At 30.0% G+C, this 14,847-nt stretch carries 16 protein-coding genes; 6 read left to right on the top strand and 10 right to left on the bottom strand.

The features are described 5' to 3' along the window. Position 1: 1 nt before the first annotated feature. From H6553_01165 to H6553_01150, 4 genes are read left to right on the top strand one after another with little or no spacing between them, the layout of a single operon-like run. On the top strand, positions 2 to 751 hold the full coding sequence (locus H6553_01165; protein MCB9032427.1) for an FkbM family methyltransferase: 750 nt from the start codon (positions 2 to 4) through the stop codon (positions 749 to 751). Next, entirely contained in the window at positions 748 to 2,502 is a 1,755-nt protein-coding gene (locus H6553_01160; GenBank protein ID MCB9032426.1) for a hypothetical protein, read from the top strand. The genes H6553_01165 and H6553_01160 overlap by 4 nt, the downstream gene beginning before the upstream one ends. A gap of 15 nt (positions 2,503 to 2,517) precedes the next feature. Further along, positions 2,518 to 3,264: a class I SAM-dependent methyltransferase gene (locus H6553_01155; GenBank protein ID MCB9032425.1), complete on the top strand. Its 747-nt coding sequence runs from the start codon at positions 2,518 to 2,520 to the stop codon at positions 3,262 to 3,264. Between the two features lie 3 nt (positions 3,265 to 3,267). Continuing rightward, positions 3,268 to 4,701: a glycosyltransferase gene (locus H6553_01150; protein ID MCB9032424.1), complete on the top strand. Its 1,434-nt coding sequence runs from the start codon at positions 3,268 to 3,270 to the stop codon at positions 4,699 to 4,701. Here H6553_01150 and H6553_01145 read toward each other — a convergent pair. The 4 genes from H6553_01145 to scpB form a co-directional block, all read right to left on the bottom strand. Next, positions 4,688 to 5,170, bottom strand: coding sequence for a hypothetical protein (locus H6553_01145; GenBank protein MCB9032423.1), 483 nt, complete (start codon positions 5,168 to 5,170; stop codon positions 4,688 to 4,690). The genes H6553_01150 and H6553_01145 overlap by 14 nt on opposite strands. Before the next feature lie 8 nt (positions 5,171 to 5,178). Next, positions 5,179 to 5,664 (bottom strand): hypothetical protein, encoded by a 486-nt coding sequence (locus H6553_01140; GenBank protein ID MCB9032422.1) that lies wholly within the window; start codon positions 5,662 to 5,664, stop codon positions 5,179 to 5,181. 79 nt (positions 5,665 to 5,743) lie between these two features. Beyond that, the gene (locus tag H6553_01135) at positions 5,744 to 6,604 is read right to left on the bottom strand and encodes an rRNA pseudouridine synthase (protein ID MCB9032421.1); all 861 of its coding nucleotides are present in this window, start codon (positions 6,602 to 6,604) and stop codon (positions 5,744 to 5,746) included. Then, complete coding sequence (gene scpB / locus H6553_01130) at positions 6,564 to 7,151, bottom strand: SMC-Scp complex subunit ScpB (GenBank protein MCB9032420.1); 588 nt, start codon at positions 7,149 to 7,151, stop codon at positions 6,564 to 6,566. Before scpB ends, H6553_01135 begins: the two co-directional genes overlap by 41 nt. A 121-nt stretch (positions 7,152 to 7,272) precedes the next feature. Between scpB and H6553_01125 the strand changes: the two genes are divergently transcribed. Next, the gene (locus tag H6553_01125) at positions 7,273 to 7,506 is read left to right on the top strand and encodes a hypothetical protein (protein MCB9032419.1); all 234 of its coding nucleotides are present in this window, start codon (positions 7,273 to 7,275) and stop codon (positions 7,504 to 7,506) included. A gap of 387 nt (positions 7,507 to 7,893) precedes the next feature. Then, complete coding sequence (locus tag H6553_01120) at positions 7,894 to 9,504, top strand: IS1634 family transposase (protein ID MCB9032418.1); 1,611 nt, start codon at positions 7,894 to 7,896, stop codon at positions 9,502 to 9,504. Positions 9,505 to 9,844: 340 nt separating this feature from the next. On the opposite strand, the gene atpG is transcribed toward H6553_01120, so the two are convergent. The 6 genes from atpG to atpB are packed head-to-tail and all read right to left on the bottom strand — an operon-like array spanning position 9,845 to position 14,803. Beyond that, positions 9,845 to 10,729 carry an ATP synthase F1 subunit gamma gene (gene atpG, locus H6553_01115; GenBank protein MCB9032417.1) on the bottom strand — a complete coding sequence of 295 codons (885 nt, stop codon included), beginning with the start codon at positions 10,727 to 10,729 and terminating at the stop codon, positions 9,845 to 9,847. A 7-nt stretch (positions 10,730 to 10,736) separates the two neighbouring features. Next, the gene (locus H6553_01110) at positions 10,737 to 12,314 is read right to left on the bottom strand and encodes a F0F1 ATP synthase subunit alpha (protein ID MCB9032416.1); all 1,578 of its coding nucleotides are present in this window, start codon (positions 12,312 to 12,314) and stop codon (positions 10,737 to 10,739) included. A gap of 15 nt (positions 12,315 to 12,329) precedes the next feature. Continuing rightward, a complete protein-coding gene (atpH, locus tag H6553_01105) occupies positions 12,330 to 12,872 on the bottom strand; it encodes an ATP synthase F1 subunit delta (protein MCB9032415.1) in 543 nt (180 codons plus the stop codon). Between the two features lie 4 nt (positions 12,873 to 12,876). After that, positions 12,877 to 13,371, bottom strand: coding sequence for a F0F1 ATP synthase subunit B (gene atpF, locus H6553_01100; GenBank protein ID MCB9032414.1), 495 nt, complete (start codon positions 13,369 to 13,371; stop codon positions 12,877 to 12,879). 37 nt (positions 13,372 to 13,408) lie between these two features. Continuing rightward, entirely contained in the window at positions 13,409 to 13,615 is a 207-nt protein-coding gene (atpE, locus tag H6553_01095; GenBank protein ID MCB9032413.1) for an ATP synthase F0 subunit C, read from the bottom strand. Between the two features lie 39 nt (positions 13,616 to 13,654). Further along, the gene (gene atpB / locus H6553_01090; GenBank protein ID MCB9032412.1) at positions 13,655 to 14,803 is read right to left on the bottom strand and encodes a F0F1 ATP synthase subunit A; all 1,149 of its coding nucleotides are present in this window, start codon (positions 14,801 to 14,803) and stop codon (positions 13,655 to 13,657) included. Positions 14,804 to 14,847: the final 44 nt, after the last annotated feature.

Genomic DNA, 14,847 nt, shown 5'->3' with positions numbered 1-14,847 from the left:
TATGTCTTCTTTTTCTATAAAAATTGGTAATTTTTTATATCAAAATGCATTTCCTATATACAATAAATTGTATCCTATTTTTAAGCAACGAAATGACAAATACGATATACAAATTATTAAACAATATGTAAAGCAAGATGCTATTATTTTAGATATTGGTGCGAATATTGGTTTTTATACGAAAATGCTTTCTGAATTAACTGGAGCAAATGGTAAAGTTTATAGTTTTGAACCAGATAGTACTAATTTTAAACACTTACAAGAGAACTGTGGTCATTTGCAAAATGTACAGCTATTTCATAAAGCTGTTGGCAATAAAGATGAAGTGCTGACTTTGTACAAATCTGATTTAATGAATGTTGACCACAAAACTTTTGCAAATGAAGATTTTACTTCAAAAGAAACAATAGATGCTGTTTGTTTAGACAATTTTATAAAAGAAAAACATATTGATTTTGTAAAAATAGATATTCAAGGATTTGAATATTATGCTTTTGAAGGAATGCAATCCTTAATTAAAAACAGTAATGATTTGAAAATTATTACTGAGTTTTATCCATACGGAATTGCTCAATGTGGAATTGCTCTAGATAATTGGTATCAACAATTAGAAGACCTTGATTTGTTTATCTATAAAAACATAAATGGTAAATTATCTATATTTGATAAGAAAGAATTGAGTTTATACGAAACTAAAGCCAAAGAGCGTCTTTTTTATTTTGATTTATTCTTAACCAAACAACAACTATGAGTAAGAAAAAAAACTTTAAAGGAAAACAACATCAAGCCAATGCTACAACAAGTAATAAACAACAAACTGTTACACCTAAATCAACCCACAAAAAAACAGAAAATAGTGACTTGTTTGTTTTCTTAGAAAACCATTTTAAGAACAATCAAAAAAAATATATTATTTTAATATTGTTTTTAGCAATATTATTTGGATTTTTCTGTTTTGATGCAAAAGTTTCTACAGCAAATGACGATTCTTTATATATAGAAGCTGGTGCAAACTATGCTAAAAACTTTTTTGGTTATTTTTACACAGCCAATGCTCCTTTATATCCAATTTTCTTAGGACTAGTCATTAAGTTATTTGGGATAAAACTGGTGCTAATGAAATTGTTTTCGTTACTCTTTTTTGTATTAGGACTTTGGTTTACTTATAAAGCATTTAAAGATAGAATTCCGTATTTAATACTTATTCCTGCACTATTAATCACAGCTATTAACTTTCCATATTTAATGTATGCTAGTTTGACTTATGCTGAAACACTTTCATTTTTTGTAATGGGTTTAAGTTTTTATGTACTTTTTAATTTCTTTGACAAATTAGACTCCAATACTTTTGATATAAAAAAGAACGCTTGGCAGTTTTTAATTGTTGGTGCTATTTGCTTACTACAGTTATTAACTAGAAATGTGGCACTTATTTTTATTGCTGTTATTGTTATCTATTTCATTCTAGAAAAAAAATATATTCCAGCAGCTTTATCTATAGTCTCTTTTGGAATTTTTTATGGTTTATATAAATTAATACTTACACTTATTTGGCCAGCAGCAAACTCACAGTTTGCTGCTCAAAGTAAATTAATGTTTCAAAAAGATGTTTACAATCAACAATTAGGACAAGAAACAACTTGGGGCTTTGTGGAACGATTTTGGGGAAACTGCGAAATTTATATTTCCTCTAGATTTTATTATGTACTTGGTTTTGTAAAAGAAACAGCCGAAAGAAATACAATGTTAACAATAATTTCTATAGTAATAATACTCGTTAGTTTATTTTATATTTATAAAAACAAACAAAAATATTTACTCTTTTCTACACTTTATTTTTTGGCAATGCTAGCCGTTACATTTGTAACACTACACACCTCTTGGGGACAAACTCGATTAATTATGGTGTATTTGCCGTTCATACTATTTACAATTTTCTATCTATTTTATATTTTAGGAAAACAATTTAGCTTTACTCAATTTGCACTACCTTTAATTCTATTTATATTACTTGTATCTAATCTAAAAGCAACTATTACAAATGGAAAAGAAAGGTTTCCAATGTTTATAGAAAATATAAATGGTAATCCTGCCTATGGCTATACTCCAGATTGGCAAAACTATGTAAATATGAGTATTTGGTGTAAAGACAATCTACCTAAGGAAAATATTGCAATTAGAAAAGCACCAATGTCTTATATTTTTTCTGGTGGAAAAGAATTTTATCCTGTTTATAATGTTCCAACTCAAGATGCAGACTCTTTGCTTGATCCATTAATTCAAAATAAAGTAAATTACATCGTTACTTCTGAATTAAGATTAGACCCGAACAGATATATTGCTAATCAATTTGTAAATACTATGCATCGATATGTTTATTATATAGCACAAAAATATCCAAATGCATTTGAAGAGATACACAATGAAGGTCAGTTTGAAAAATCTACACTCTATAAAATTAATTATAATTATATAGATTCTATTAGAATTATAAATAAATAATATTAGCATATAATAATGACTGATATAAATACATTAGACAAACCAGAAACGACATTAGAACATAGAGCCATTGTTTTATCAAAACCTTTTTTAAAACAAATTCATACCGATTGGTATAATGAGTTTAAACAGTATGATGAAGCCAATACTACTACAGGAAAAATTTTAGAAATTGGTGCTGGTGGTGGTTTTTTAAAAGACATTTATCCAAAAGTAATTACTTCAGACATTATGCCTTTAGATTGCTGTGATATGCAATTCTCTGCAACTGAGATGCCTTTTGAAGATAATACAATTAAGTCTATCTTTATGCTGAATGTTTTACATCACATACCAGATAATGAAGCATTTTTTAAAGAAGCAGATAGAGTTTTAAATAAAGATGGATTTATTTATATGGTAGAACCAGCAAATACTCTATTTTCTAGATTCATCTATAAAAACTTTCACCATGAACCATTTGAAGAAAATGTCGTTGATTGGAAATTTGAAAGCAAGGGTCCATTAAGTGATGCTAATGGAGCATTACCATATATTATATTTAAAAGAGATATTCAAAAATTCAATCAATTATTTCCCAATTTAGAACTCGTAGCATTTAAGTATCATACTCCTTTTAAATATTTGCTTTCTGGTGGTTTATCTAAACCTGCGTTAGTGCCTTTTACTTTCTATAAATTAATTAACTTTATAGAAAAGATTTGTAGTCCAATTTTACCATATATTGCTATGTTTCAAACAATCATTATTAAGAAAAAATAATACATGGAATTAAGTATAAGAAAAAATAAGATACATGAACACTTTAATCAACTAGCTGATTCATACAATGGTTATAGAAAACGATTTAACTATTATGAAAACGATATTGTTAAGTATCTGAATTTTTTTCTACAAGAAAATAGTAGTGTATTAGAAATTGGTTGTGGTACAGGCAATACGCTTTCAAAGTTAATTGCCAACAAAAAAGTAGGTATAGATATTAGCGAAAACATGATTGCTGTTGCTAAGGAAAATGTTACCAATGCAGATTTCTTTGTAATGGATGCTGAAGATTTTTCGCTCAAAGAAAAGTTTGATGTAATTATTTTTAATAATGTAGTGGGTTATTTAGACAATATTCAAGATGTGTTTTATTCTATCAAAGAAAATTGTCATGCGAATACTAGAATTATTATTTCGTACTATAATCATTGGTGGGAACCACTTTTAAATTTTGGTGAGTTAATTGGTATCAAGAAAAAATCGCCACATCAAAATTGGTTAAACGAAAGCGACATTTCTAATTTGTTGTATTTAAGTGGATTTGAAACTTACAGAACTAATAGACGATTGCTTATACCTATTAATATTCCAATTATATCTTGGTTTTTCAATAAATACATTGCAAAATTGCCTTTGATAAAAAGTCTGTGTTTAAATCAATTTATTTTTGCACGACCTTATATCTCAGAAACAGAAGCAACAGTTAGTGATGAGTTTAGTGTTACTATATGTATTCCTGCAAGAAACGAGAGTGGCAATATTGAAAATGCTATTTTGAGATTACCAAAATTTGGCAAAGAACAAGAAATTATTTTTGTAGAAGGCAACTCAAGTGATGATACTTGGGAAGTGATTCAACAAATGCAAGAAAAATATAAATCAACGCATGATATAAAAATTACTCAACAAGATGGTAAAGGCAAAGGCGATGCTGTAAGAAAAGGTTATGACATGGCAACCAAAGACATCTTAATGATTCTCGATGCAGACTTAACGGTTCCGCCAGAAGAGTTACCAAAATTCTATAATGCTATTGCTACACGAAAAGCAGAGTTTATTAATGGTTCTCGTTTGGTGTATCAAATGGATAAAGAAGCTATGCGTTTTTTAAATACTTTAGGCAATAAGTTTTTTAGCAAAGTCTTTTCTTGGTTGCTAGAACAGCCAATTAAAGATACACTTTGTGGCACTAAAGTAATGTTTAGAAAAGATTATATACAATTAAAAGCCAATAGAAAGTTTTTTGGCGATTTCGATCCTTTTGGTGATTTCGATTTATTATTTGGTGCGTATAAACTGAATCTAAAAATAATAGACTTACCAATTCGTTATAGAGAACGAACTTATGGTGATACCAATATCTCACGATTTACCAATGGTTGGATGTTACTAAGAATGTGTTGGTTCGCTGCTGGAAAAATTAAGTTCTGGTAGTTATAAAATTAGCAGATTCTGCATAACCTGGACACAAAACTTCAATTACAATTAATTTTTCATCATATTCATTCTCAAAAAAATTAATTAAAGATTGTAAGTATTGTAATGCCATTTTATAATGCCTTTGTTCTGTAAAACAAGCATCATTAGATCTTATATTACTTTCATTTACTAAATACCTTGATCTTCTTGATAAATTCTGTAGTTTTTTATATGCTAAATAATTTGATTCGTTTAGTTTAGATAATGATAATTGTTTATTTGGATTTATTGCATTATCAACTTCTTCGTGCGATTTATAATTCACACCTGTTTTCTTACAAATATGTGCATTGATTATATGTAAGGCAGTATAAAAACAAACCGTAACTTTCCAATCAAAAAAAGAAAGGTTTTCTTTGTTTATTTTTTCTAAGAACTGTAAATTATTTTTAGATTGTTTTAAGTGTTCTTCAAACAAAGGCATGGTAGTATTTAATTAAGCAACTTATATTGAGTAGGAATTTTTATATTATCTTCTTTAGAAACTATAGTAGAAGATATACTAAAACCTCTATCAAAATAAATGGCACTTACCTTTGCTTCTGATAATAGCAATGCATCTTCATAATAAGCTTCATTTTCTGATGGAATTTCAGACCAAACCAATAATTTAGTACTAGAATAATCTACAGCAATTTTAATTTTATCTATATTATTTTGCAATCTAATAAATAATTCTTTAGAATACGAAAAAAGTATATTTGAAATATAATACTGCATTCTGTCTTTATTCATTGAATCTAACATTCCATCAACATTATTGCTAATTAAGTTTTGATAAAAGTTTTCCTTATCAGCATCTGCAGTCTTAGTTGATAATTGTAAATGATCTATGTGTAACTGATTAATTAAATCATCAAACCACTTATCTAAATTATTTTCTGTAGAATTTGTTTGATATTTACTAGATGTTTCCATAATTATTCTTGTTTACAAACTGTAAACACTACAAATTTATAAAAAATAAAATTTTATAGATGTTAAATCTTTTTTTAGTTTACTTCTTCTTCGAGATAAAATATTTTAAAAAGATAACTTCTTTTTCTGTAAGGAAACGCCATTTGCCTCGTGGTAGATTTTTCTTAGTTAATCCAGCGTAAAGTACTCTATCTAGTTTTTTTACTTCGTAACCTAAATGCTCATATATTCTTCTTACAATTCTGTTTTTGCCTACATGTAATTCAATACCAACATGTCTGTCATCGCCTCGTGGTAAAGTATAAGCTACTTCATCTACTTCTACTAAGCCATCTTCTAAAGTTAAACCTGCTTTAATTTTATTTAAGTCGGCTTCGGTTAATGGTTTATCTAATTCTGCTTGATAGACTTTGGTAATTTTGCTACTAGGATGTGCCAACTGTTGCGACAAATCTCCATCGTTAGTAATCAACAACAACCCTGTTGTATTTCTATCTAATCGACCAACAGGAAAAAGACGCACATTCTTGCGAATGTCAACAATATCCATTACTGTTTTTCTGTCTTTTTCATCACTAGTAGTAGTAATAACACCTTTTGGTTTATTTAAAAGCACATAATACAACTTCTCTCCTTCTACAACTTTGCCATTGTAAGTAACTTTGTCTTTAGATTTGATTTTAAATCCAGGTTCTAATACTACTTTTCCGTTTACACTAACTGCACCTTCTTTAATTAACTCATCTGCTTTTCTTCTAGCAGCAATTCCGCCATTAGCAATAAACTTATTCAATCTAACTTCATTAGATCCAGGTTCTTTTTTCTCTCTTGGTTCTTTAAATTTCTTAACTGTTTGCTCTATGTGCTGAGCAAATTCATCTTTCTTTTTTGATTTAGACTTATGATAATTGGTCTTCTTGTTCGATGTTTTCTTGCTCACCTATTTGGTTTTGTATTTCTTCAAATTCTCTCAATTTTGGCAATTCTTCTAAACCATTAATTCCAAAATAATCTAAAAACAATGGCGTTGTTTTATACAATAATGGTTTGCCAACTTCTTCGCTTCTTCCTGCAATTTCAATTAACTCTAATTCTATTAATTTCTGAACGGTATAATCTGCATTTACACCACGAATAGTTTCTATAATGGTTTTAGTAACTGGCTGTTTATACGCAATAATAGACAGTGTTTCTAAAGCTGCTTGCGACAATCTTTTTACTGTATTTCTATTCAAATAACTAGAAACGGCTTCGTGCAACTTTCCTTTGGTTAAAAACTGATAACCACCACCTACTTTGCCAACTTCAAAAGGAAACATTTCATTTTGATACTTCTCTATGATGACTTGTACTATGCCTTCTATAAAAGTTTCATCATAATCATTTTCTTCTTGAAGCTTATTGAGAAACAAGCAGAGTTCTTGTACAGAAACAGGTTGTTCTGAAGCAAAAATAATGGCTTCTATATTGATTTGTAAATCTTCCATTTAAGCTTGTAAAGATAAGACTAAATTGGCAATAAAATGCCATTTCCAACAGCGTCTTTTACAAAAGAAGCTATGAAAACTAAAAGTTTGGAAACTCAATAAAATAGATTAAATTTGAATTATGGAAAGCAATTTGCTAAATGCTAAGATTGAGCTCATTCAATGGTTAACTACATTAGAAGATAGTACTTTAATCCAAAAAATTATTGAATTAAGGAAAAATGAAACTAAAGATTGGTGGAATGAAATTTCTGAAGATGAAAAAGAATCTATTGAATTAGGAATTGCAGATGCTGAAAATGGAAATCTGCAACCAAACTCAGCAGCTAAAAAAGTTTATGGAAAATGGTTATAACATTTTTTGGACTAACCATGCTTTGAATGAATTGGCTAATACTTACCAATATCTTGAAACATATTTTACTAAACGAGAGCTGAAAAAATTATCTGAAGAGATTAATAAAATTCTAAGATTAATTGCTATAAATCCAAGTCTATTTCCTGTTTCAACATCTAAAGGAATAAGGAAGGTTGTTATAAGAAAGTATAACACTCTGTATTATAGAGAAAATAAAACTCAAATTGAAATTCTTTCTTTTTTCTCGAGTTTGACACCTTTTCATAAAATATGACTGAGAACGCCTTATTTTATTGAGTTTTGTTTTTATTTTTTCAAATTTGTAGTGAGCCGATTTTTTTTTGGTTGCTTTTATAATTAGTTTATCCGCTCTATTTTTGCAGTATGTCATTTTTGCGGATAGAGAAAAAATCATCAGGCACGTATTTGCGTATCTTAGAAAGCTATCGAAATGATGAGGGCAAATCAAAGCACAAAATATTACACACACTTGGCAAAGTAGAAGATTATAAACCAGCCCAATTGCGAGCCATCGGTATCCAATTATTTGAGTTAGGTGGTGGCGAAGTAAAGGCATTGCTAACTAGCGATTTGTTAGAATTAGGCAGATACAATTATGGCTATCAATACCTCTACCAAAAAGTATTACAGCATTATGGTTTGCAAGATGTGTTTCGCAGAATAGCCTCAAAAAACAAACTACAATTTAATTTTTCGGATGCTGTTTTGTTGATGCTTTTAGAGCGATTACAAGATCCGTGTAGTAAACATCAAAATTATCTACATCAGTCGGAATATCTTAATTTGCCTACTGTTTCGCTACATCACTTGTATCGAACTTTAGATAAATTAGCCGACAATCAATCGCTCATTCAACAACAAATTTTCCAAACAGGCAGAGATTTATTTAATCAAAAATTGGATGTTGTATTTTATGATGTAACCACTTTGTATTTTGAAAGTGAAGTAGAACAACAAGGCAAACTTAGGCAAAAAGGATTTAGTAAAGATGGCAAAATAGGAAACACACAAATCTTGTTTTGTATGCTCATAGATACTGATAAAAATCCGATTGGTTATCAAATTTTTGAAGGCAATACCTACGAAGGACATACTTTTGAAAAAGCATTAATCGATTTAAAAAAACAATATCAAATAGAAAAAATAATTATGGTAGCAGATAGAGGTATGTTATCGAAACATAACATCGAAATTACCAAAAACAATGGCTACGAATTTATACTTGGCGAACGCATCAAAAGTTTACCTAAAACATTACAAACCGAGCTTACCGATTTAGCTTCTTTTACCAAACAATGGATATACCATGATACAACTGGCGAAGCCATTGTAATTACATATAAAACCGTAGAACACGATGGTAAAACAATCATCGTAACACACAGCCAAAAACGAGCAAAAAAAGACAAACAAGATAGAGAAGACAAAGAAGCTACAGCTAAAATACTATTAAAAAATACAGCTCTAATTACCAAAAAAGCAAGTAGGTTTTATATACAACAAAACCCAAAAGGCAGCTATGAACTGAATGAACAAAAACTAATAAACGATGCAAAGTACGATGGCATTTTGGCTATTAGCACCAACAACAAAACCCTTACAGCAACACAAGTATTAGAACAATACAAACAACTTTATAAAATAGAACACACCTTTAGAACCTTTAAAGCACACTTAGAAATAAGACCCATGTTTCATTGGACAGACAAACGAATTAAAGGACATATTTGTTTATGCTATATCGCTTATACACTATTAAACTACACACTACAAAGAACCAATAAAAGCGGACTAAAACTCACAGAGAATACGCTAAGAACTACGCTAAATAAAATGCAAGTAAGCTTGTTACAACACAATAAAGAGCAAATCTATGTACGTTCAAGACCAACAGAAAACGAAATTGCACTTCAAAGAGCAATAGGTTTAATGCCATTACAACCCATCATTCCAAAAGACAAACTAACACTATAAAATCCAATTTGTAGTGAGCCAATCCAATAACACTATTGTTGATAATCAATTAATTAACTCAATATCGTGTCAAACTTGAGAGATTAATAAAATTCTAAGATTAATTGCTATAAATCCAAGTCTATTTCCTGTTTCAACATCTAAAGGAATAAGGAAGGTTGTTATAAGAAAGTATAACACTCTGTATTATAGAGAAAATAAAACTCAAATTGAAATTCTTTCTTTTTTCTCCAATAGACAAAACCCTAATAAACGAAAAATGTAGAAATCATTCCTTTATAGCAAATCTCATAGATTGCCACATTTTTTTCGTTCCTCAAAAATTTAAGTAAGCTACTAATTAACCTTTTAATGCAGCAGCACCAGAAACGATTTCGGTCAACTCTGTTGTAATAGCTGCTTGTCTCGCTCTGTTGTACATAATGTTTAAGTCTTTCAACAACTCATTAGCATTTTCTGTAGCTTTGTCCATTGCTGTCATTCTTGCACCATGTTCAGATGCATTAGAATCAAGTGTATATCTAAAAAATTGTGTTTTTAATATTTTTGGTACTAAAGAACCCAATATTTTTTGTTGTTCTGGTTCAAACAAATAATCTGCTTTATGTTTAGCATCTGCTTCGTTTGTAGTAGTTATAATTGGTAAAAACTGCTCTACAGTTGTTTCTTGAGTTCCTGCATTCTTAAATTTACCATAAGCTACTTCTACTACATCATATACATTTTGTTCAAAAGCATACATAATATACTCTGCCGCTTTAGCTACATCATCAAAATGTAAGCCATGAAATAAATTAGTAAAGTCTTTATTTACTTTATATTCTGATGATTTGAATGCATCGTAAGCTTTCTTTCCAACGGTTAAAATATCTACTTTTTTGTTAGCAGCTTGTTCAGCATACTTCTCTTGTATGATATTTTTTGCAGCTTTGATTGAATTTGAATTGAAAGCACCACACAAACCTTTATCAGAAGTAATTACTACGACTAATACACGATTAATTGGTCTTTCTTGAGCATAAACCAAATTTACCTCTCCTTGCAAATTAGAAGCAATATTTTGTAGTACAGCATTGAGTTGGTCGGCATATGGTCTTATTTGTATAATTCTATCTGTTGCTCTTTTTAATTTAGCAGCAGATACCATTTTCATTGCCTTAGTTATCTGTATGGTTGATTTTACAGACCCAATTCTCGCTCTTACTTCTTTTAAATTTGCAGGCATAATTTATTTATGAATAAGAAGGTTCTAAATCTTTCGCTACTTTTTCTAATTCTTTCAAATCAGCATCATCTAATTTACCAGCTTTTAAGTTTTTCAAAACTTCTGGTAATTTTTGCTCTACAGCAGATAAAAATGCTTCTTCAAATTCTTTCACTTTATTTACAGCTACATTTCTTAGCAAACCTTTAGTTCCTAAGTAAATAATAGCCACTTGTTTTTCTACAGATACTGGAGAATATTGTGGTTGTTTTAATATTTCCACATTTCTTTTTCCTTTATCTAATACTGATTGCGTAGCAGCATCTAAGTCAGAACCAAACTTAGCAAATGCTTCTAGTTCTCTATATTGAGCTTGGTCTAATTTAAGTGTACCTGCAACTTTTTTCATTGATTTAATCTGAGCGTTACCACCAACACGAGATACAGAGATACCCACATTAATTGCTGGACGAACACCAGAGTTAAATAAGTTTGATTCTAAGAATATCTGACCATCTGTAATAGAAATTACATTGGTAGGAATATATGCTGATACATCACCAGCTTGAGTTTCGATAATTGGTAATGCAGTTAAAGAACCACCACCTTTTACTTTTCCTTTTAAAGATTCTGGTAAATCGTTCATTGATGCAGCAATCTCATCTCTATTAATAATTTTAGCTGCTCTTTCTAATAAACGAGAGTGTAAGTAGAATACATCACCAGGATATGCCTCACGACCTGGAGGTCTTTTTAATAATAATGATACTTCACGATATGCTACAGCTTGTTTAGATAAATCATCATAAACGATTAATGCAGGACGACCAGTATCTCTAAAATACTCACCAATAGCAGCACCAGCAAATGGAGCATAGAACTGCAAAGGTGCAGGATCTGATGCATTAGCAGCAACAATCACTGTGTATGCCATTGCACCATTCTCTTCTAGTGTTTTAGCAATATTAGCTACTGTAGATGCTTTTTGACCACAAGCTACATAAATACAATATACAGTTTCTCCTCTTTCGTGGAATTCTTTCTGATTGATAATGGTATCAATAGCAATAGCTGTTTTACCAGTTTGTCTATCACCAATGATTAACTCTCTTTGACCTCTACCAATTGGAATCATTGCATCAATAGCTTTGATACCAGTTTGCATTGGTTCGTTTACTGGTTGTCTGTAAATTACACCTGGCGCTTTTCTTTCAATAGGCATATTAAAAGTTTCACCAGTAATTGGTCCTTTACCATCAATTGGTTCACCAAGTGTATTCACTACTCTACCCAACATGCCTTCTCCAACATTGATAGAAGCAATTTGTCCTGTTCTTTTAACAGTGTCTCCTTCTTTAATTTCTTCAGAAGAACCCATTAAAACGACACCTACATTGTCTTCTTCAAGGTTAAGTGCAATAGCTTTAACTCCGTTAGCAAATTCAACTAATTCACCAGCTTGAACTTGAGTTAAACCATAAACTCTAGCAATACCATCACCAACTTGTAATACAGTACCTACTTCTTCTAGCTGAGCATCTGTATTGGCATTGTTTAGCTGAGTTCTTAATATGTTGGCTATTTCGTCTGGTCTTACATCTACCATTTTAATATATTTTACTTAGTTAAGTATTAAATCGTTTTTTATTTGTTGTAACTTTCTTTTTACAGAATTGTCATAAATTCTATCACCAAAATTAATAATGAAACCACCTAAAATACTTTCATCAACTTTTTTATTAATGACAACATTAGGTTTTCCTGATTGAGTTTTTATAAATGATTCTATTTTATTAAGTGTAGTATTGTCAATTTCTGATGCGAGAATTAATTGTACATTTGAGATTCCATGTTTATCATTGTATATATCGATAAACTTATTAAGCATTGGTATCACTCCTGCTTCTCTTTTATTGTCTATTAGCAAGATTAAGAAATTATACACTAAAGGTGTTAGCTTAGATTGGAAAAGAGACTGAACTATTGATCGTTTGGTTTCAACATCAACAATTGGATTTTGAAACAACTGATTTAATTCATCATTACTATTAATAATTTTGATTAAATCTTTAACATCTTGCAATGAACTATCTAAAGTATTTTGTGCCGCAGCTTCTTGATAAAGTGCAGTTGCATAACGAAATGATAGTTTATCTAAAGACATAAGATTAATTTAAATTTTCTTTTTCTACTAAATTACTGATATAAGATTGGTGATCTTTTTCAGAATTTAATTCTTTTCCTAAAACTTTTTGAGCAATTTCTAAAGACAGTTTACTTACTTCGTTTTTAACTTCGGCTAAAGCTGCATTTTTTTCTGCTAAAATTTCAGATTTAGCTTGTTCTAAAATTTTCTGTGCTTCATCTTTAGCTTTACCATGAGCTTCATTAATAATACCATCTTTAATGGCTCTTGCTTCTTTTAAAATAGAAGCACTTTCTTCTCTAGCTTCTCTTAAAATCTTTTCATTCTCATTTTGTAATTTGGTCATTTCCAACTTTGCATTTTCAGCTGCATTTAATGCATCTTCAATAGACTTTTCTCTACTGTTAATAGCATTTGCAATTGGTTTAAAAGCATACTTGCCTACCAAAAACCAAAATAATGCAAAAGCAATTGTTGTCCAAAAAACTAAACCAAGATCTGGTGTTACCAAATCCATTGGATTGAATAAAAGAATCATAATTTAAATTTTTTAATTAACCATTCATCAAGAAAGATAAGATCATCGCAATGATAGCTGCACCTTCTACTAGAGCTGCTGCAATAATCATTGTAGTTCTGATGTCTCCTGAAGCTTCTGGTTGTCTTGCAATACCTTGCATTGCGTTACCGCCAATTAAACCGATACCTAAACCAGCTCCTATTGCTGCTAAACCGGCTCCTAATGCTGCTAATCCTGTCATAATTTTTGTTTTATTTGTTTAATTTAATATTTTATATAATTAATGATGGTCGGCTTCTTCAACTGCCATACCAATAAAAATTGCTGTTAATAAGGTAAATACATATGCTTGTAAAAAAGCAACAAATAATTCCATTGCATTTACAAACAATAAAATAGGCACTGCTAATACACTTCCTGCCACTGTACCACCAACACTTCTGCCTAAATCGCCTAAAATAAATATTAAGCTTACAATACTTAATACTGCAATGTGACCACCAGTAATATTACCAAACAAACGCAACATTAATACTAATGGTTTAAGTATAACACCTAAGATTTCTATTGGCGTTAAGATTAGTAAAACTGGTTTTGGAACGCCAGGCATTGCAAAAATGTGTTTCCAATATCCTTTAGTTCCATTAAAGTTTATCATAATTCCAGCAAAAATTGCCAGTGTCATTGTAAAAGCAATATTTCCTGAAAGATTAGCACTTCCTGGAAAGAAAGGCACTAATCCTAATAAATTATTGATTAAGATAAAGAAGAAAATACACAAAATGAAAACAGTATATTTTTCGTCGTGATGTGGTATGTTTTGTTTAATTACATCATCAATTAAGTATTTGATTAAAGGTTCCATAAACCCTTGTAATCCTCTTGGTGCTTGATTTGGTCTTACTTCATAAGCGTTCTTCACTTTAAAGAAAATAAGTGCTAAAACAATAAAGCCCAAAATCATGTGAAACACATTTTTAGTAATAGATAAATCATAAAAAGTTGATCTATCGTGAGTCTTAGCATCTATAACTCTTCCTGTTTCATGATTAATTGCATAACCATCATATTCATGAACTTTATGTAGTTTAGATGACATAAAAACAGAAACTTTTTTGGTTTCTTTATTAATAAGAATACAAGGCAAAGGCAATACAATATGTTTGTGATCTATTGTAGCAATATGATATTCATTAGCATCTGCGACATGCGTCATAATTGAATTCATAACATAAGCTGTAACATCTTTAGGTAAGTCGCCTTCTGTATGTAGTTCACTTTTTACTTCGTGTTCTACTTCTTTTGCTTCATGCTCTACTTCTTCTACTAATGACTCTTTATGCGTTGTTTCATTTGTATTAGCTAAAGCTACAAATTGAGTACTTATAAAAAGCAATAAAAGCGTTAGGTATTTTAGATAATTTAACATGCTTTAATTAATCGGTGCAAAGATACGCAGTAATTAAAAATTGT

This window comes from Chitinophagales bacterium (genome assembly GCA_020636535.1).
Classification (GTDB): Bacteria; Bacteroidota; Bacteroidia; order Chitinophagales; family JADIYW01; genus JADJSS01.
This window is presented reverse-complemented; position numbering and strand designations above follow the sequence as displayed.